Origin of the sequence: Paramylibacter ulvae, assembly GCF_014652655.1 — a bacterium.
Lineage (GTDB): Bacteria > Pseudomonadota > Alphaproteobacteria > Rhodobacterales > Rhodobacteraceae > Amylibacter > Amylibacter ulvae.
This window is the reverse complement of record NZ_BMZF01000003.1, coordinates 116,046-135,477: the sequence shown is the minus strand read 5'-3', so window position 1 is coordinate 135,477 and position 19,432 is coordinate 116,046. Positions and strand designations below refer to the sequence as shown.

Sequence of the window (19,432 nt, the reverse complement as noted above, 5' to 3'; positions counted from 1 at the left end):
TTTCCTCGGTCAAGAACAGCCAAGCTCGATTGCCTCGGCGTTTGCTTGATCAACAGCCGTATCATTTGGGTAACGCGTGGCGACGCTGGTCAACGTCTGACATGCTTGTTCGGTTTTGCCCAAACGTGCCAAACCAATGCCAAGCCCCAACATCGCCTTGCCCGCATGTTCGCTGGCACCATCTTGTTTCAAGCTGGCCAAGAAATTACGCGATGCTTCATTCCAATTGCCAAGGCTCGCTTGCGCTTCGCCTTGCCAATATTGCGCCGCCGCGGTCAGCGGTGAACCAGGGTAATTTTGCAAAAACGTCGCGAATTGTGTCTCCGCGCCAGTTGCATCACCCGATTGAAACGCGGCAACAGCCATTTCGTAATCTGATTTTTCTGCCACGGCCAATTCCATGCCCGTTTCTGTTGTATTCGTGGGCGACGGTGCCGCCGCAACATCACCACCCAATGTTGGTGTTTTGCCAAGCGCGGTGATATCGCCGCCTTCCAGTTCAACCAAACGGAATTCCAAATCGCCAATACGGTTTGTCCCGTCTTTCACGATCTGGTTAATCCGCAATTCCAGTTGTTCAATTTGGCCCGTGATGCGGCGCAAATCATTTTCCACCTGATCCACACGCAACAATGCAGGACCGGAATTTGCGGGTGCTGTTGCATTGCCCGTCGTTGACAATTCATTACGAAGATTTTGAATTTCTGCGTATAAAAATGTCATTTCGGAACGGATATCTGCCAAGGTTTGACTGTTATCTTGTGCGGATGCGCCGAACGCAAACATTGCGATCGATGCGGTCAGAATAAATGATTTCGCCAATTTCATCACGTTTTACCTAGCTTCCCAAACCACCAGCAACCACGGTTACTGCGCGGCGGTTTTTAGAATAACAAACTTCGGTTGAACATACTTCCAATGGCCGCTCTTTGCCATAGGTGATGGTTTTCAGACGTGAATCGGGCACTCCTTTGCTCGCCAAATAGTTCGATACCGAACTTGCACGTCGCGCGCCAAGCGCAAGGTTGTATTCACGCGTACCTTGTTCATCCGCGTGGCCTTCAATCAAAATGCTTACGTTGGGATTTGCAATCAACCAACCCGCTTGTTTATCCAATGTTGCGGCACCTTCTGGTGCCAATTGTACCTGATCAACCGCAAACAGAACGCGATCACCGATCGTTTCTTTGAAATACGCAATTGATGATGGGTCCAAGTTTGACGCAGAAATATTGTCTGAATTCCCCGTCATGCCAGCGTTGGCGCCGTTTACGCCATCCATTGGTCCGTCATCCAGACCGTTGTTTTTGTCACATGCTGCAACACTTAACACCGCAATCGCGGCAATCGCTAGTTTTGTAATTTGCATTTGCTCTACCTTTTTATCGCGGATTTTCCGCTGTTATCGTTGTTCGGGCACCGCCCTCTTGCCTTAGTCTAACAGATTTGACCACGCAGGATCAGATCCAAAAGTTGGGGTTGGAATTTTTTTCAAATTTCGCCCCGTAATATCAACCGAATGTAACGATGGTGCGCCACTTTCGCCTGGTGTTTCACGGAAAAACATAACAACACGCCCGTTGGGTGACCATGTCGGCCCCTCATCCAGAAAGGATGCCGTCAACAATTTTTCATTGCTGCCATCGGTACGCATTACGCCGATATGAAATCGCCCGTTAACCATTTTTGTAAACGCAATCATATCACCGCGCGGCGACCACACGGGCGTGCCATAGTTACCATTCCCGTTGCTAACCTTACGCACGCCGCCGCCGTTGGCATCCATTATATAAATTTGCTGCCCGCCACCGCGATCCGATTCAAATACGATTTGCGAACCATCGGGGGAAAAGCTTGGCGCGGTTTCAATCGCGGCGGAATCCGTCAAACGTGTTTTTTGCGCCGACTGAATATCCATCATATAAATGTCGGTATTTCCGCGATCTGCAAGCGACATCACAACCTTGGTGCCATCGGGTGAAAATCTGGGCGCGAACGTCATTCCTGGTGTTTGATCAAGAGCGCGGCGCGCAAGCGTGTCCACATTCATCGTAAACACAGTGGGTTGCCCAGTTTCATAACTGGTGTAAACAATTTCACGCGCATTTGGTGAAAACCGCGGTGCCAAAACGATGGAATTGCTATCGGTCAAATACCGAATGTTCGCGCCATCATAATCCATCACGGCAAGGCGTTTTTTACGGTCATTCTTTGGGCCTTCCTCGGCGATATACACAACACGGCTGTCGAAATAACCTTCTTCACCAGTGAGGCGGGCATATATAACATCGGCAACCTTGTGCGCCATGCGCCGCCAACTGTCTGAACCAGCAACAAATTGCATACCTTCGCCAATGTTACGCTGGCCCGTCACATCATGGAGGCGAAATTGCAGCGTTAGCTTGCCACCTGCGTTGGTGGCATTCCCCGTTACAAGCGCATCAGCGTTGATCGCTTTCCAATTCGCATATTCAACAGGTGCTGCGAAATCCGTGATTGTGGAAATATGCGCATCTTTGGGAATTGCGCGAAACAATCCCGTGCCAACCAAATCTTGAATGATGACGTCGGTCACTTTTTGCACATATTCATTTGCGCCGCTTCCCGCCACAAATGTTGGCAGGGCGATGGGCATTGGTTCGATGATACCCTCGTCAATGGTAATGCGTAGCGTACCCTCGTCTTGGGCGAACACGCTGATTGGTTGGGCGGCAATCACACTCGCGATTGCAAATGATTTTAAGAAATTTTTCATTTCACACTCACTGATTGAGGCCCGAACACAATCGAAAGATTACGCCAAGATGCGTAACTTTGAACAGGCAGTTGATATGGTTGGCAGCGCGTCAATGCACGGCGCGCTATGTTGAAACCGTCCGATCTGGCAAAATTATCTGCGGTCCAGTTTGTCATTTTCGGGCTGCTTAATAAAAACCCTTGCTTGTTAAGCGCCACACGGAGCGTGATGCGATTATCGTTGTTCTCGGCGAATAATTGGGGCGATTTCCAACACCCAGCGATTTGTGCAGCAATTGAATTTTTGGCAACACGCGGCAATAGGTTTGCATTGTTTGTTGTATTCGCTTGCTTCTTTTTAGCTTGTGGCTTCACTTGTTTAATCACCTGCTTTGGCGCAGCGGACAAAACGTTATCAGATTTTTTGGCATCCCATTTTGCCCGCGCAACGTCTTTCTCTTTCGCAATTTCAACAATCGTGGCAGTGTCGAACGCCGCTGTCGTCTGATCTGCGTCTGAATCGAGCGGTGTAATTGTTGGTGTAGTAACCGCGATTGGCGATTCCTGTGTTTTGGGAGCGACAACAACGGTTTCAACTTTTTCCGTAATCGTTTTCACGCTTTTCACCACGTTTTCTTGTGCTGGTTTTGCTTGTGTTTCCGCCTGCTCACCAACCGATTTTTCGCTCTCATCGGGACTAACAACTTTGGATGTTTGTGTTTCTTGAAACTCTTGCAAACGTTGTTGCGCGGCTAATAATTCTTGCTCGCGTTTTTGTGCCTCAACTTTTTGTTGTTCTGCTAACTTACGCGCACGCTCTTGCAGCGCTGCCAATTCCGCTCGCTTCACTTCTTCTACTTTTTTTCGCGCATTCAACTCTTGTTGTGCTTTTTGCGCGGCAAGTTCGGCTTCCCTCTGCGCGGCCAACTTATTTTGTTTCAACAGCTCTGCTTGGGTTTCCAGTTTTTTGATAGCGCTTGGTTCTTTATCAATATCTACAACCGTTTCTTTGGCAACCTCTGTCGCCATTTCTTCCTGTTCCAATGGTTGCTCTGCTTGTGAAACTTCGTTTTTTTGTTTTTCGGCTTCTGCAATGCTCACTTTACTGGTGATGAATTGCGCTGCAACTTCTTGTTCGTGTTCTTCAGCAGCTTGTTTTACCAAGCGCTCACGTTCTATTTGGTCAGCGACCGCTTTGTTATTTTCGTCTTCGGCAATACGATCACGTTTTTCTTGATCTGCGGTGTCCTTAGCTATTGCTGCCTTTTCGGCGGCAATAACGGCCTCAATTTCCTTTTGCGCATTTAGCGTTCTTTCGGGGATTTGATCGTCAGTGGCCACGACATCAGCAGGGCCGCCAATCCATGTTGCGGCAACCAGTCCCCCCGATAACACCATCGCGCAAATACCGCCAATGATTGTCCATTTTTCACGATCAAAGCTCATCGCAGCACCATTTTTTTGGGGTCAAATGTGACCTCAACCTTTTTCCAAGAATCGTATTTGTCTTGGGGCAGTTTGTCATAGGGAAGGCAGCGTACAATCGCAGAGCGCGCCGCGCGGTATGCAACCGCCGTCAAACCGGAATTTTCATCTCCTTCGGATAGAAAATTGATCTGTCCCTTAAGGCGTCCATCTGGATGCAGCTCAAATCCAACTGTCACTGCAAGTTCATCGGCGTTTTCAATACCAAATGGAACATTCCAGCATTCCTTGATTGCGAAAATCAAACCATCCTTTTCGGATTGCGACAACGGTGAACCCTTGCGCGCGTTGGATTCGCCCGCCGATGCGTTTGCAACACCTGTTTCGGCTGCTGTACGCTTTGCTTCTTCTGCTTTCAGATCATCCAGAATCGCTTGTTCCAACGGATCAACCGCGGATTCTGGATCGGGTTTGGGTTCTGGCTCTGGGGCGGGTTTGGGTTCTGGCTTTTCCTCTGCCGGTTCTTCCAGTTTCGCCAATTGCTGTGGGCGTCCCTTTGGACGCACCGTTTTCATAGGATCATTTTGATCTGGCTCGTCCGCCTCTGTCACAACTTTGGTTGTTGTCTCTTTTGGTGTTGCCTCTTCTTTGGGCTCTACCGGTTCAACCAAATCCTTGGGCTTTTCTTTTGGTGTTACTGACGGCACAGTCTCTTCTACGGGTTGCGCGATATCTTCGGGTTTTTCTGTGACTTGATCTGCAACAATGTCGGCCTGTTTGGGCGCCGCCATTGCAAATTCTTCGTCCTTAACTTCGCCGGCTTGTTCAACGATTGCTTCTGTTCCGACATCTGCTGTTTCAACTTCGCCAACGGGTTCAGGTTCCGTCACTTCTGGTGATGTTGGTTCCGGCTCTGCCACATCGGGTTCTTGAACTTCTGGCTCGACGACGACGGGTTCGGCTACGTTTGGCGCGGGTTCGTCGACATTTGTTTCATCCACAGATTGGATTGTCATCGCGTCCAATTCATCGCCCGAAATCAATGACACTTGCGCAACCGACACCGCTTCGTCAGGCGCAGCGCTAAACAACTGACCTGAAAAAATCGCGGCGGCAATTAATGCCACATGCGCCGATGCTGATATTTTAATCCCGGTATCCATTTGGTTACTGGTCAGTCCCATCAAGTGCTGGGCCACCTGCGTCGGTGACAAGGCCGATGTTTTTAAACCCACCACTGTTCAATGCGCCCATCACTTCGGCGACGACGCTGTAACTTACGCCACCATCGGCGCGCAAAAATACTTTGTCGCCTTCTCGTTCAGCGGCGATTGCCTTTAGCTTTGCAACCAATGGTGTGCCATCCAAACCTTCGTTTTGAATTTGAATTTCACCATCGGCACTAATTGTGATTGTCAGTGGTTCTTCTTGCTCTGTTGGCAATGCCTCGGCACTGGTATCAGGCAAATCAATTTCCACACCCACAGTTAACAGCGGCGCGGCCACCATAAAGATGATCAACAGAACCAACATGACATCCACAAACGGGGTTACGTTGATTTCTGACATTGGCCTGCGTTTTGCGTGGCTTCGGCGCTTACCGCCACCGCCGCCACCACGTTGCACTACACCTGCACCCATGATGGCCTCCTAGCTATCGAGTTGACGTGACAGAATTGTTGCAAATTCGTCGGCGAAACTATCGTAATCACCGATCAATTTATCGGCGTCCGCTGACAGTTTATTATAGAAAATCACGGCAGGGATCGCGGCCAACAGGCCAAGCGCGGTCGCAACCAACGCCTCTGCAATACCAGGTGCCACAACGGCAAGGTTGGTATTTTGCTGAATGGCGATTTCTTCAAACGCGTTTTTGATGCCCCAGACCGTGCCAAACAATCCAACGAACGGCGCGATGGAACCCACGGTTGCCAAAAACGTCAAACCGTTGTTCAGTTTTTCGCTTTCGCGTGCAATGGCCACATCCATTGATCGATCGATACGTTGTTGAACACCTGCGATCAATTCACCGTCTTGGCGATATGATCGATGCCATTCGCCCATGGCAGATGCAAATATCCTTTCAGAGCCACCCTTGGGCTCGGAACCCGTGCGCTCGTATAATTTATCCAACGGCTCACCAGACCAGAACGCACGATCAAACATCGCGGTTTCTTCTTTGGCTTTTTTGTAGTTGATAAATTTTTGGATGATAATGCTCCACGACCACACGGACGCGAAAATCAATATTAACATCACAATTTTTACAGTGAGAGTTGCTCTTAAAAATAAAGTCAGCATAGAAAAATCAATTTCTGCTGCCGCACCAAGTGCTTCTGCTTCCATGTTACCGCTCGTTCTGCCTATGCCCGTATTTTTACGTGGCGATTATTATTATCGGGTCAGTTTAGCTGGTTTTTTTGGGAAAAACTAGAATTTTGGGGGTATTTGACGCATTAAGCGGAAAATTTCTGGAATTTTTGCAACGCTTCCTTGGGAATGCGCGTTGCGCGTCCATTTTCACCAATGCAAACCACTGTTATCAAAGCAGAAAACAACACATCATCACCACGCAACACTTCCTGTTGAAACAGGATTTTTGCACCCGTAACTTGTTGCAAAACTGTAGCAATCACCAATTCGTCATCTAATTTCGCCGCGCCAAGGTATTCTGCCTCTATCTTTCGCACTGCAAAAACAACGCCCTTGCGTTGCATTTCCAACTGATCAATCCCAATTTCACGCGTTAATGTGGAACGCCCACGTTCGATAAATTTCAAATAATTGGCGTAATAAACGATACCTGCCATATCCGTGTCTTCGTAAAACACATTCAGTTTAAATTCATGTGGGATCATTGTTGCATATCCTGCCACAGCTTTAGCGCACGCGCAGACACGCGCAACGCATGGGATGCATCATCCGCAACTGCAGGCATGGTTGCATCATAACTTGCGCGCAAAATCGCGGCGTATTCTGGTTTGACCAAACACAGGTTGTTTTCCTGAATAATCGCAATTGGGCTTTCGTCTTGAAACGCATTAGGCGACCATAGCGCCATGGCCTGAAAAGTTTCGCCCGTGGTCAAAACATGCACCGGCACGTCGGCCATTTCACCTTTGATGCGCACAAACATCACGCACAGCTTGATCGCGCCATCATTATCAAACGCAAACACACGGTGCGAATTTAAATCGCGTTGTTCCAGTTGTGCAATCGTTTGATCTAGATTTGGAACCAGTTTATCCAAATCGGGAACCGATAAAATTTCGTTCCATTCTTGGCAAAAGAACCACATGAAATTTGACCCAAGCTCGGGATCTGTTTCCACAAGTGTTTGCCCTGCAACCCCCACGGTGGTTGCCATCGCCGATTTCATTGCCGTCAACGTGTCGTCATCAACACCAAACACGACAGGCGCAATCGGGCGCCCCCATCGTGCAAAACGATAGGTTCCGTTATGATCGAACAGCGTTTCGATGGCCTCGGGGGATGTAGTTTTTGACATTACTTTCCTGTTCCAAATAAATCAGTTTGCGGCGTGGGCTTTGGTGCCGCCAACCCCAAATGCACCCATGCTTTTGCCGCCAACATCCGCCCGCGCGGAGTGCGTTGTATCAAGCCTTGTTGCAACAAATATGGCTCGATCACCTCTTCAATCGCATCGCGCGATTCTGACAATGCGGCAGCAATCGTTTCAACACCAACAGGCCCGCCACCATAATTTTCCGCCAACAGGCGCAGGTAACGCCGATCCGCACTATCAAGCCCCAGATCATCCACGTTCAAACGTGTTAACGCACCATCCGCCATTTTTTTATCAATGGTGCCATCGCCCTCGACCACAGCGAAATCGACAACGCGGCGCAGTAATCGCCCCGCGATACGCGGTGTGCCACGCGCACGGCGGGCAATTTCACGTGCCCCATCGGGGGAAGTCGGAATCCCCATCAAACCCGCGCCGCGCTCCACGATTTGGCACAGTTCATCAACCGAATAAAATTCCAACCGTGTTGGAATACCAAACCGATCACGCAACGGCGTTGTTAACAGCCCAAGCCGAGTTGTTGCTCCAACAAGTGTGAAAGGTTGTAAATCAATGCGCACGGTACGTGCGGCGGGGCCTTCGCCGATCACCAAATCCAATTCGAAATCTTCGAGCGCAGGGTATAACACCTCTTCCACCACAGGGTTCAGGCGGTGAATTTCATCAATGAACAGAACATCGCGTTCTTCTAAATTCGTTAAAATCGCCGCGAGATCACCCGCTTTGGCCAACACGGGGCCGGAAGTCATGCGAAAATTCACACCCAATTCTTTGGACATGATTTGCGCCAACGTCGTTTTTCCCAAACCAGGGGGGCCATAAAACAACGTGTGATCCATCGCTTGCCCGCGTTTTTTCGCGCTTTCAATGAATACCTTTAGGTTTGCACGCGCGCCTGCCTGACCAATAAAATCGTCCAGCGCACTTGGGCGCATTGCACGATCAATGTCTTCGGGCAATTCGTCAGGGCGCAATGTTGGGTCTGGTTCATTCATGTTACAGCCCTAACCGATCAACTTGTCGGAGCCAAGCGTTTCAACGCGGCCTTGATCAATCCACCCGAATCCAAATCGGGCTGATCCCCCAAAACCATTGCAATGGCGCTCGCCGCCTCGCCTTGGCCGTATCCAAGGTTTACCAGCGCGGATAATGCATCGGCCTGCGCACCCGCACTTTGCGCTGGCGGCGGTGATGACGCTGCACGGGTACTTGGGCTTGGCGTTTCGATAACCATATCGGTGTCGGCCTCGACGGTGGCGTTACCCGCAGTGCCAAGTGCCATAATACTTGGTGCTTTATCTTTCAATTCGGTCACGATCCGCTGTGCGATTTTTGGCCCGATACCTTGTGCGGATTTTACCGCAGCAATATCGCCAAGCGCGATTGCACGTGAAATACCATCAACCCCCAAGGTTCCAGCAATTGAAAGCGCGGCCTTTGCGCCCACGCCCTGAACCGTGGTCAGCAATTTATGCCATTCCTTTTCCGCCAATGTCAGAAAACCAAACAGTTGAAGGTTATCCTCGCGCACCAACAAATCCGTATATAGCGCCGCAACCTCACCCTTGCCCGGCAACATCGCCAAGGTGCGATCAGAACAATAAACGACGTATCCAACACCCTGCACATCAACCAAGACGTAATCGGTTGTGCGATAATCAACGCGCCCTGTGATTTTCCCAATCATGCGGCACCTGCCTTTGCGATGGCCGCATCGAGACGCCCTGCGAATTGTGCATGATGCGCATGGCATAGCGCAATCGCCAAAGCGTCGGCGGCATCAGCACTATGAATTTCAACCGCGCCCAGCTGCATCCGTACCATATGATCGACCTGTTGTTTTTCTGCGTGCCCCACTCCAACGACAACCTTTTTCACCTGATTGGGGGCGTATTCGGCAACGTCCAAACCATATTGCGCAGGTGCTAGCAAACAAATCGCGCGCGCTTGCCCCAATTTTAACGACCCCGCGCCATCCTTGTTCACAAATGTATGTTCCACCGCCGATGTATCAGGTTGGTGAATGGCCAAAACATCCGACAATTGGCGATGCAATGACATCAAACGCATAGCAAGGGTTTCTTTGTTCGAACTATGACAAGTTCCATTTGCGATATGTCTGGTTTTGGAACCAAACACATCCACGATTCCCCAGCCCATATTTCGCAATCCGGGATCAATTCCAATAACGCGCATGCCCTGCCTCTTGTTTTTGTTTTGCAAGGGATAGCACGAAACAAGAACATCTGCCAAGAGCCAAGCAATCATTGCGTAAAATATATGCAGTGATTGCATCACGGGTATGCCAATTGGGCATTTGTGAATCGCTTAACGCCCCCCTACATGCGGAATAAGAAATCAATGCCAACAAGAGGATGTTCCAATGGCTATTCAATCACCAGTTAAAACAGCGCCATTTGGTGCAATCTCCGTATTCCGCGCAATCAATGTTTTGGACAACGCACGTTCAGCATTTTCAACATGGAATGCACGTCGTTTGACAGCAAAAGAATTGTCACGTTTGTCTGATCGCGAATTGACAGACATCGGTCTTTGCTATGGCGATATTTCAACAGTTTGCCAAAAAATCAAAATGTAATCTCTCCCCAACATTTTGATACGCTTAACAAGCGCCAATGCTTAATTGCTTGGCGCTTGTTCTGCATTTGGGGTTTGTACATCGCCAGGTTCGGCGGTACCATTTGGCAATGCTGTTTCGGGTGCGCTTTCATCGGGTTTGTTCATCACTTCGCGTACGAAATTTTCAACCGTTAACATCAACGGGCCACGTTGCATTCCCATGGCCGCGTATTGTTCACCCTGTGTGCCTTCGCGCAGTTCCCCCACGCGTGCGTCATACGCATCTGCACCCATCTGAATTGACATAAACACACGCAAACCAAGTGCGCAGAAAAACGCCAAAATACCAAAAAACATCGCGCGGCGCATGAATGTCCAAAATTTAAACCCTTCGCGTTTGCGATAATAATTCATACCCGTATCTGGCGATCCATATGTGGTACGCCCTGCGTATGCTTTCGCTTTTGGGTTACTACCCACCTTGTGGCGACCAGTTTTTTTATAACCCTTTTCAATCTTTTTTAAGCGTTTTTCGAAATCTTTTACGTTGTTATCCATGGCATCACCTAGTTTTAGCCTTATGCTGTACCATAACTCAAAAAAATGAAATGTTAAGTGTTTCGCTGCAAGGTCAATGTTGACCATTCACCAATTTGCAAATGATCAACCAAAGCGAAGCCATTTTCAATATATGCCGATTTCACATCATCCGCCTGTTCATTCAATAAACCAGACAGGATAACGTAACCATTTGGTGCACAATGGGTATTCATATCAGGTGCTAATGCAACCAATGGCCCCTTAAGAATATTAGCTAGGATCAAATCATATGGTGCTTTGGCGCGTAAATCAGGGTGATCAAATCCCGCGCATGTCACCACATCAATGCGCCCTTCTAACCCGTTAGATTTCACATTCGCGAGTGCCGTTTCGGTCGCAACCTCGTCAATGTCGCTGGCCATAACATTTTCTGGCCACAAACAGGCGGCACCCATCGCCAAGACGGCGGTACCACACCCAATGTCCACCGCGTTTTTTGCGTGAAACCCGCCAACTGCAAGCGTATCAAGCGCCGTTAGACAGCCCTGTGTTGTGCCGTGATGCCCCGTGCCAAACGCCATCGCGGCCTCGATCAGCAAAGGCATAACATCATCTGGAACCTTGTCCGCATCATGGCTACCGTATACGAAAAATCGCCCTGCGTGCACGGGTGCCAATTCACGGCGCACTTCGGCAACCCAATCTGTTTCAGGCAGTTCAGAAATCGCAAAAGGTTTGGCGCCATGCGCGGCCGCTAATAGTGCCAATGCAATATCATCGGGTTGTTCGATGAAATAAACCCCAACCTCATACATGCCTGAACCATCTTCGATTTCAAACACGCCAACGCCAGTTGGTTCGGGATAGATATTTTCCATCGCCTCGGCCAATGCATCTGCGTTTGGTTTTTTTGAAAGCGTTGTAAGGGCGGTAAATGTGGGCATTTGTGTCTCTGAATCTATGCGGGTTGCGTTTTATCTACACCACCGCGTATGGCTTGTCAGGCGCAATTACACGGCGTGGTGTTGCGGCGCGGCGCGCGTGAAAATCGTTTCATGCCCTTCGCGTGGATTGCGCGGAATACAAAGCGCCAACACAAGCGATAGAAATGCCATGAACGCCGCCGCTGCAAACACTGATGCGGGTGATACCAACCACAAATAGCCAAGCAATGCTGGCAACACCACCGCGCCAATATGATTGATCGTGAATGCTACCGCCGCCGAGGGTGCGATATCCGCTGGGTCTGCGATTTTTTGAAAATAGGTTTTCAAACCAATCGACAATGCAAAAAACAGATGGTCCAACACATACAAGCTCGCCGCCAAGAAAATACCCCAGCCAAAGATATAGATGCCGCCATATGCTGCAAAAATTAGTACCAGCCCAACATATTCAACCGCCAGCGCATTTCGCTCGCCGATTTTCAAAACTAAATTGCCCATGATCGGTCCAAAAATCATATTGGCGATATAGTTGACTAGGAAAAGTGCGGTAACCTCGTGCACCTCAAAGCCAAACCGTTCAACCATCATGAACGCGGCAAATACCAAAAATATTTGTCGCCGCGCACCCGCCATGAATTGCAGCGCGTAATACAACCAGTATCGTTTACGTAATACCATATGGCGATGCTGCACCGCTGGCCCATGAAATGGCGGGTACGCAAAATAACAAAACACTGCGATGATTAACGTTAAACAACCACCAATCATATAAAGCGCATTGTAATCCCAACCCAACACTTTCCATGCAAGCATAATCGAACCATACGCCAAGAGCGAACCAGCCGACCCGATTGCCAATAACCAGCCCAGCATCACAGGGGCGCGATCCTTGGGTAACCATTGCAACTCTAATGATTGTTTTGCTGTTTCATAATAATGAAAACCGAGGCTGGAAATAAAAGTTGTGATCAACAATCCACCAAAGGTTGGAAACCACGCGGTCACGGCAACCGCGCCACCAAGAACGATCAGTGAAACAATCGCCAAGACCTGTTCGCGCATCACCCAGAGCACGACAATTACGCCAACAGCAAAAAATCCCGGGACTTCGCGTATGGATTGCAACCAACCGATATCCGATCCATCAAAGCCTGCCCGATCATGCACGAAATTATTCAGCAATGCCATCCAAGTGGCATAGGCCAGTTGCATGACGAACGTCATCAACGCCAACAACGCAAATGGGCGTCGCCACCGCGGGAGCGAGATTGTTTCTGCGATCGAAAGACTTTTCATGTGCAACCACTATCCCTTGCGCGGCGTTTTTGCGAGCGCCAATTTATAAGGGCTCACAGATTTACAAAAAAATATATATAAGCAATGGTTTGCCGATCAAACTTCCAAAACAGCACAAAACCGCCGCTCACAAAAAAGTTGGTTACAATCGCCACACGTCGATGCAATACAATTTGCTGACTTAAACAAAGGCAGAACAATGCAAAAATTATCTCTTATTATCTGTGGTAGCGCCATGTTGGCATTAACGGGTTGCTTTGTGAATACGGAAACCGAACGCGGGCTTGTGGGTGCTGCGACTGGTGCCGTGGTAGCAAGCACAGCAGGCGGTAACGTCGTTGCAGGTGCTGTCGTTGGTGGTGCTGCGGGTGTGCTCTGTGACGATGTGGGTATCTGTCGTTAATCAACATCGCTTGAAATTGACAATCAAAAGCCAGCGATCCGAAGTGACGCTGGCTTTTTCTTTTGCGTAATCTATCATGATGCAAAACACGGTATAAAGTTGGATAGATTAACGTGACCAAACGAAGATATGCCGCGCTGACGATGGTGCGTGATGAAACATTTTTTTTACACAATTGGCACCGCCACTACGCCCGTGAATTTGGCGACGAAAACCTGTTTGTGATTGATCACAACTCACAAACCAACCCTCCCCAATCTGTTATTCCAAGTTTGAAAAATATTACGCGAATTCCCTTTGATAACCCGGCCAAAGATAAACAGGCGCAGGATCGACGTAATTTTGATCACGTCAGATTTCACGCCATAAGCGATATGATGGCAAGCCTGTTGCATTATTATGATTGCGTTATTTACAACGATGTTGATGAAATTTTTGTCACTGATGACACCATGGGTTTGCGGCAGTATCTAGATAGCATCCCCGAAATCGGCAATCGCGCGGGTGTTGGCGTGGAATTGTTTCAACATACATCCGACACCCCATTCGATCCGACACAACCCGTTTTCGAACAACGAAAACATTTCTATTATCGTTGGAATATCTGTCGTCCGTGTATTTTAACAAAACCAACGCTCATCGGGGGAAATGGGGCGGTTGGGCCCGTATGGCTTGATCCAAAATTGTTGATGTTGCACCTGCGCTTTGTCGATAATGACGAACTATTCCAACGCCAACAAAAACGGCTACTGGCCTATAGCGAAAGCCGTGGTGGCGAAGCATCACGTTGGAAACTGTCCTTGGGCGAAACCCAAGAAAAAATGGACGCGTTTTGGGCACGCACCCCTGCCGAAATGGATATGCCACATTACGAATTTTTGGATGAATGCATCCCAGGTTATCGTGACACCGAAATCAGCGACGCTACATTCAAACGACAGAAAAAATCACCGCGCCAGCAAGTAAAGCTTGATCATTTTTTTGATCAACAGGTTGTAAAACTGTTTTGGAAATATCGCTTTGAATTTCCAGATCGTTTCAATACCTATCCGTCATAACGAAAAAGGCCGCCCAAATTTGAGCGGCCTTAAAATTCGAATGTCGGCGAAAATTAGTTTTTCGCGTAATATTCCACAACCAAGTTTGGTTCCATCATCACTGGGTATGGCACGTCTGACAAACCGGGTGTGCGAACAAATGTTGATGTCAACTTGCCGTTGTCCACGTTCAGGTAATCAGGCAAATCGCGTTCCGCTGATTGTGTTGCTTCCAAAACCAAAACCATTTGTTTTGATTTTTCGCGTACTTCGATCACGTCGCCTTCTTTAACACGGTAAGAAGGGATGTTTACCTTTTGACCGTTCACTGTCACGTGGCCGTGGTTCACAAATTGGCGTGCGGCGAATACTGTTGGTACGAATTTTGAACGATATACAACAGCGTCCAAACGACGTTCCAGCAAACCGATCAAGTTTTCACCTGTATCACCGTTAACACGCACAGCTTCGGCATAAATGCGGCGGAATTGTTTTTCTGTCAAATCACCGTAGTAACCTTTCAGTTTTTGCTTTGCGCGCAACTGAATACCGAAGTCTGACAATTTTTGCTTGCGGCGTTGGCCGTGCTGACCGGGGCCATATTCACGACGGTTTACTGGTGATTTTGGACGACCCCAGATGTTTTCACCCATGCGGCGGTCTAATTTATGTTTGGCAGCAGTACGTTTAGTCACTGGCTGGTTCCTCTCATCTTATATGAAAGGTGCTTTCCTTTCCCTTCGCATCATCGCGTCGGGCGACAGGCTAATCCCATTGCTGGGGCCACAAACACCAATATGGTCACTGCATTTACAGCGATGGGCGGGTTATAGGCGCAAAATAGACAGAGTCAACACGTCTTGGCGCAATTAATTAGGATAATCCTGCGCTTGACCATCCAATTTACGCAATGTCTAAATACGCTTATGATTTTCAACCAAGATATCCAAAAACTGCCCATCGCTTTTGATCCCGAATTGGGGAAGGAAACTGCGCAACTTTACGGCAAATTGCCAAAACGGGCCCAAGACTTGGTTGCTGGAATCGCGGGTTCCAGCCCGTATTTGCGTGATCTTCTTAATTCGCAACATGAATGGTTAGTATTGGTATCAGAAATTGATCCCAACGCCACGTTTGATGCAATTTTAGCTGACATACTTAAAAATCCAGACATTGAATTGGGTACTCGGTTACGCCTCGCCAAAAAACGCGTGGCGTTGTTGCTCGCGATTTGTGATCTGTCTGGAATTTGGCCGCTTGAAACAATCACACAAAAATTGACCGAATTTGCAGATTTCGCAACAGATACGGCGTGCAAAGAAGAAATAGCCAAGGCGCTGGCCAAAGATGCGCTTCCACATGATATATTACGCGCGCACCCACTGGGCGGGCTGGTGGTGTTGGCGATGGGAAAAATGGGCGCGTTTGAATTAAACTATTCCTCAGACATCGATCTGATATTCATGTTTGATGATAAAATATATCCCTCCGCCGACGTGCATGAAATTCGCGCAGAATTTGTGAAAATCACGCGGGCTGTTTACAAAACGCTGAATGAACGGCGCGGCGATGGCTATGTTTTTCGCACCGATCTGCGGCTGCGCCCAAACCCATCCGTCACACCCGTGTGCCCCGCAATGTCCAGCGTAGAAGTTTATTACGTCAAAGAAGGTCGTACATGGGAACGTTCCGCATTTATCAAGGCGCGCGCTTGTGCGGGTGATATTGATGCGGGCAACGCGTTTTTAAAACGTCTGCAAAATTTCATTTGGCGCAAAAACCTTGATTTCGCCGCGATGGAGGATGTGCAAAATATCTTGGTCCAAGCACGTTTGCACAAGGGGGTGAATGGCCCGATCACCCTGTTGGGCCATGATATGAAAATGGGGCGCGGTGGCATTCGTGAAATCGAATTTTTCACCCAAACCCATCAACTTACCTATGGTGGGCGCGATGATGGAGTCAGATCGCCCTGCACCGTCGATGCATTACAACAGCTGGTCGACAAAGAGCGCCTTGATCGCCTCGTCGCAGAAAAGCTTACCACGACATATCGTCAACACCGTGAAATCGAACACCGCATACAAATGATGCGCGACGCACAAACGCATAACCTTCCTAATAATGACGAGGGCATGTTACAGCTTGCCAATCTGTCGGGTTATGCAGATTTGGCCACGTTTTCCAAGGATGTGCTCGCCGCATTGGAAACCACCCGCGCCACAACAGAGGTCACTGGCGTTGCCAATGTCAAAACGGACACAGGCCATACGCCAAACATCGAACAACAGGCGATGTTTGATCGTTGGCAGTCATTCAGCGCCTTGCGAACCGATCGCGCCAAAGACATCTTTGATCGTATCATCCCCATCATTTTGCAAGAGACGGACGATGCCCCCAACAGCCGCGAACATCTGGAACATTTCGATTTGTTTATGTCCCAACTCAACTCAGGCGTTCAGTTGTTATCTCTGTTTGATAAGCGCCCCGAATTATTAAAGTTGGTCATGGATATTTGTGCGCTGTCAAAACCATTGGCACGCAGCCTGGCGCAACAAACAGAGGTGCTGGATGGGCTGGAGGATGCCGCCCTTGCTCCCGCGAAACGCGATCGCGACACCTATCGCAATATATTTTCAACAATTGTTACCGATCCCGACGATTTGGAATTATCTCTAAACCAAATCCGCAGTTGGCATCGTGAAGAACATTTTCGCATTATTGTTGCACAGCTGCGCGGGACCCTGAACATCAGCGCTGCAGAACGCGCATTTTCCAACCTTGCAGAAGTCAGCGTTGAACATTGCGTTGCATTGGTGCGCCGCGAAATGGAACGACGCTATGGTAAAATAGCAGGGAGTGAATTTGCTGTACTTGCCATGGGTAAACTCGGATCTCGCGAAATGACATGTACGTCTGATCTGGATATCATTGTTATCTTTTCTGGCGATCCCTTGGCCGATTCAGATGGCAAACGCGCGCTTGATACACGTAGCTACTACGCCAAATTCACACGCACATTAATTTCCACGCTATCGGCATCAATGCATAGCGGGAAACTCTATGATGTGGATATGCGCCTGCGCCCATCAGGGCGATCAGGCCCTGTTGCCACGAGCATTACATCATTTGAGGATTATCAAAAAAACAAAGCGTGGGTCTGGGAACATCTCGCTCTTGCGCGATCTCGGGTTTTGGCAGCCGATGATCGATTGGACAGCATTCTAAATTCCGTTCGCCAAGATGTGCTGGTATCAGAGACAGACCACACCAAGGTTAAAACTCAGGTCGTTGAAATGATCGAACGGTTGCGATCCGAACCATATGGTAAAGCCCCCACGCTTCCTGTGAAAAAAGCACCGGGTGGTTTGTTGGAAATTGAACTTTTGGCGCAATCATGCGTATTACAAAGCAAGATTGATGCCCTCACGCCGATGGGTCAATTACAAGGGGCGATTCAAACAGGCCAACTCACAAAAAGCGCTGGGAATGATTTGATCGACACGCATCAATTTTTAACCAAAGTAGAGCATCTAAAACGTCTGTTGTTAAAAGAGGATTTCAAATCTGACGAGCTAAGCACTGCAGGTGAAATTTTATTTCAAACCGCAACCGACACGACATCAATTGAATTGCTGGGCAAAGAAATTACAATGCGCATGACCAAAGCAAGAAAAATTATCGATGCTCATTTTGGCATTGCCGCCCCCAAAGGAACAAAGTAATGCGCCAATCCTTGCGCGAAAAAGCAATTCGAATTTGCGATCAGAAAATCACGCAAAAGGGCGACAATGTTGGTCTGTCATTTTATGCATTTTTTGCCAACAAAAACGACGATCCAGAATTGTTGATGGAAGCGGCAACTTGGTGGATTGAAACCCATCAATTAGATCACTTTGAAAAGGTATTGAAAATTCGCACTCTGATCCAATCAGGAAAATAGCCCTATTTTTTGCGAAAATTTTCTGGGCTAAGCCCAAAACGTGATTTAAATGCTCGCGCCATGGCGCTGGCATTTTCATAACCAACGCGTACCGCGATTTCTGAAACTGCTAGCTGTGTTGACACCACCAAATCACGGGCAGCGGACAACCGAATATAGCGATATATTTTACCAGGCGGCGCACCAAGGTCAGCGACAAATTCACGTTGCAAATGTTTTTCATGACAGCCCAACGCATGCGCAATTTGTGCGATGGTGATCGGCGTTTCCAAATGTTCACGCATGATATGCACCGCGTTGCGCACAATTGCGCGGTGAATGACCAATGAACGCCCAAATTCACTGGGCGTATCATGCATGAATAACGTTGCCACATCCAATTTCAACGCCTCACCATTCAATTTTGAAATCAAAGCAAGCGCCATATCAAACGCGGCCATCGCACCGCCGCATGTGCCACGGTTGTCATCCAAAATGAAACGTTCTTTTTTGGCATTCACGTTCAAAAATGTTTCACTAAAGCTGTCAAAGATATCCCAGTGAATTGTCGCAGCGCATCCATCCAGCAATCCCGCCGATGCCATCAACCACGACCCCGTATCCAAACCCATTATGTTTTTGGATCGTTTCGCCGCTCCTTGCAACGCACGCTTGGTTGCCACCGTGTCAAATTTGCGGAAATGATAACTGCTGATCACATACAAATATTCGCCGTTTTGCGCCGCCCCCAACGCATGTTCGGGCAACACGGGCAATCCGCTTGATGATTGCACCGGCGCACCGTCCAATGTGAAAAACCGCCATTGATAAATGCGCTGCCCCGCCAGATCGTTTGCCGCACGCAATGGTTCCAAACAATTTGCCAAACAATGGTTGGAAAATTGATCAAACAGCAGGATATCAACCGTAATCTGATCCTGTAAGGGCTTTGTCCAAAATCGCATGATTTATGTCTATTTCAGCACGCCATTTAAACGC

22 protein-coding genes are annotated in these 19,432 nt (G+C 48.6%); 5 read left to right on the top strand and 17 right to left on the bottom strand.

Features of this window, described 5'->3' with window-relative positions:
• Window positions 1-9: 9 nt before the first annotated feature.
• The 12 genes from ybgF to ruvC all read right to left on the bottom strand — a co-directional run bounded on the left by ybgF (window position 10) and on the right by ruvC (window position 9,904).
• Entirely contained in the window at window positions 10-828 is an 819-nt protein-coding gene (gene ybgF, locus IE094_RS07455; RefSeq protein WP_189639951.1) for a tol-pal system protein YbgF, read from the bottom strand.
• Window positions 829-838: 10 nt separating this feature from the next.
• Window positions 839-1,369 carry a peptidoglycan-associated lipoprotein Pal gene (gene pal, locus IE094_RS07450; protein ID WP_189639950.1) on the bottom strand — a complete coding sequence of 177 codons (531 nt, stop codon included), beginning with the start codon at window positions 1,367-1,369 and terminating at the stop codon, window positions 839-841.
• 63 nt (window positions 1,370-1,432) lie between these two features.
• Window positions 1,433-2,755, bottom strand: a complete 1,323-nt coding sequence (tolB, locus tag IE094_RS07445) for a Tol-Pal system beta propeller repeat protein TolB (protein WP_189639949.1) — start codon at window positions 2,753-2,755, stop codon at window positions 1,433-1,435.
• Complete coding sequence (tolA, locus tag IE094_RS07440; RefSeq protein ID WP_189639948.1) at window positions 2,752-4,182, bottom strand: cell envelope integrity protein TolA; 1,431 nt, start codon at window positions 4,180-4,182, stop codon at window positions 2,752-2,754. The genes tolB and tolA (IE094_RS07440) overlap by 4 nt, the downstream gene beginning before the upstream one ends.
• Window positions 4,179-5,324 (bottom strand): cell envelope integrity protein TolA, encoded by a 1,146-nt coding sequence (tolA, locus tag IE094_RS07435; protein ID WP_229802144.1) that lies wholly within the window; start codon window positions 5,322-5,324, stop codon window positions 4,179-4,181. Before tolA (IE094_RS07435) ends, tolA (IE094_RS07440) begins: the two co-directional genes overlap by 4 nt.
• A gap of 4 nt (window positions 5,325-5,328) precedes the next feature.
• Window positions 5,329-5,802: a protein TolR gene (tolR, locus tag IE094_RS07430; protein WP_189639946.1), complete on the bottom strand. Its 474-nt coding sequence runs from the start codon at window positions 5,800-5,802 to the stop codon at window positions 5,329-5,331.
• 9 nt (window positions 5,803-5,811) lie between these two features.
• The gene (gene tolQ / locus IE094_RS07425; protein WP_189639945.1) at window positions 5,812-6,507 is read right to left on the bottom strand and encodes a protein TolQ; all 696 of its coding nucleotides are present in this window, start codon (window positions 6,505-6,507) and stop codon (window positions 5,812-5,814) included.
• A 110-nt stretch (window positions 6,508-6,617) separates the two neighbouring features.
• Window positions 6,618-7,016 carry a YbgC/FadM family acyl-CoA thioesterase gene (locus IE094_RS07420; protein WP_189640246.1) on the bottom strand — a complete coding sequence of 133 codons (399 nt, stop codon included), beginning with the start codon at window positions 7,014-7,016 and terminating at the stop codon, window positions 6,618-6,620.
• Window positions 7,016-7,669, bottom strand: coding sequence for a hypothetical protein (locus IE094_RS07415; RefSeq protein ID WP_189639944.1), 654 nt, complete (start codon window positions 7,667-7,669; stop codon window positions 7,016-7,018). Before IE094_RS07415 ends, IE094_RS07420 begins: the two co-directional genes overlap by 1 nt.
• Window positions 7,669-8,703 carry a Holliday junction branch migration DNA helicase RuvB gene (gene ruvB / locus IE094_RS07410; RefSeq protein ID WP_189639943.1) on the bottom strand — a complete coding sequence of 345 codons (1,035 nt, stop codon included), beginning with the start codon at window positions 8,701-8,703 and terminating at the stop codon, window positions 7,669-7,671. Before ruvB ends, IE094_RS07415 begins: the two co-directional genes overlap by 1 nt.
• Before the next feature lie 17 nt (window positions 8,704-8,720).
• Window positions 8,721-9,395: a Holliday junction branch migration protein RuvA gene (ruvA, locus tag IE094_RS07405; RefSeq protein ID WP_189639942.1), complete on the bottom strand. Its 675-nt coding sequence runs from the start codon at window positions 9,393-9,395 to the stop codon at window positions 8,721-8,723.
• A complete protein-coding gene (gene ruvC / locus IE094_RS07400) occupies window positions 9,392-9,904 on the bottom strand; it encodes a crossover junction endodeoxyribonuclease RuvC (RefSeq protein ID WP_189639941.1) in 513 nt (170 codons plus the stop codon). Before ruvC ends, ruvA begins: the two co-directional genes overlap by 4 nt.
• Window positions 9,905-10,091: 187 nt before the next feature.
• Here ruvC and IE094_RS07395 point away from each other — a divergent pair, with 187 nt between their 5' ends.
• Window positions 10,092-10,307, top strand: a complete 216-nt coding sequence (locus tag IE094_RS07395) for a DUF1127 domain-containing protein (RefSeq protein WP_189639940.1) — start codon at window positions 10,092-10,094, stop codon at window positions 10,305-10,307.
• Between the two features lie 41 nt (window positions 10,308-10,348).
• On the opposite strand, the gene IE094_RS07390 is transcribed toward IE094_RS07395, so the two are convergent.
• From IE094_RS07390 to IE094_RS07380, 3 genes are all read right to left on the bottom strand, one after another.
• Window positions 10,349-10,846, bottom strand: coding sequence for a hypothetical protein (locus IE094_RS07390; protein ID WP_189639939.1), 498 nt, complete (start codon window positions 10,844-10,846; stop codon window positions 10,349-10,351).
• Between the two features lie 53 nt (window positions 10,847-10,899).
• Window positions 10,900-11,772, bottom strand: a complete 873-nt coding sequence (locus IE094_RS07385; protein WP_189639938.1) for a 50S ribosomal protein L11 methyltransferase — start codon at window positions 11,770-11,772, stop codon at window positions 10,900-10,902.
• Between the two features lie 66 nt (window positions 11,773-11,838).
• Window positions 11,839-13,071, bottom strand: coding sequence for an MFS transporter (locus IE094_RS07380; protein WP_189639937.1), 1,233 nt, complete (start codon window positions 13,069-13,071; stop codon window positions 11,839-11,841).
• Window positions 13,072-13,270: 199 nt separating this feature from the next.
• Between IE094_RS07380 and IE094_RS07375 the strand changes: the two genes are divergently transcribed.
• Window positions 13,271-13,474 (top strand): hypothetical protein, encoded by a 204-nt coding sequence (locus IE094_RS07375; protein ID WP_189640271.1) that lies wholly within the window; start codon window positions 13,271-13,273, stop codon window positions 13,472-13,474.
• Between the two features lie 113 nt (window positions 13,475-13,587).
• Window positions 13,588-14,532, top strand: a complete 945-nt coding sequence (locus tag IE094_RS07370; protein WP_189639936.1) for a glycosyltransferase family 2 protein — start codon at window positions 13,588-13,590, stop codon at window positions 14,530-14,532.
• Between the two features lie 53 nt (window positions 14,533-14,585).
• On the opposite strand, the gene rpsD is transcribed toward IE094_RS07370, so the two are convergent.
• Complete coding sequence (gene rpsD, locus IE094_RS07365) at window positions 14,586-15,206, bottom strand: 30S ribosomal protein S4 (RefSeq protein WP_189639935.1); 621 nt, start codon at window positions 15,204-15,206, stop codon at window positions 14,586-14,588.
• A 195-nt stretch (window positions 15,207-15,401) separates the two neighbouring features.
• Between rpsD and IE094_RS07360 the strand changes: the two genes are divergently transcribed.
• Window positions 15,402-18,236, top strand: coding sequence for a [protein-PII] uridylyltransferase family protein (locus tag IE094_RS07360; RefSeq protein WP_189639934.1), 2,835 nt, complete (start codon window positions 15,402-15,404; stop codon window positions 18,234-18,236).
• Window positions 18,236-18,454, top strand: a complete 219-nt coding sequence (locus IE094_RS07355) for a DUF6500 family protein (RefSeq protein WP_189639933.1) — start codon at window positions 18,236-18,238, stop codon at window positions 18,452-18,454. The genes IE094_RS07360 and IE094_RS07355 overlap by 1 nt, the downstream gene beginning before the upstream one ends.
• 2 nt (window positions 18,455-18,456) lie before the next feature.
• Here the strand turns inward: IE094_RS07355 and IE094_RS07350 are convergent, their stop codons facing one another.
• The gene (locus IE094_RS07350) at window positions 18,457-19,398 is read right to left on the bottom strand and encodes a GlxA family transcriptional regulator (protein ID WP_189639932.1); all 942 of its coding nucleotides are present in this window, start codon (window positions 19,396-19,398) and stop codon (window positions 18,457-18,459) included.
• Window positions 19,399-19,432 lie beyond the last annotated feature (34 nt).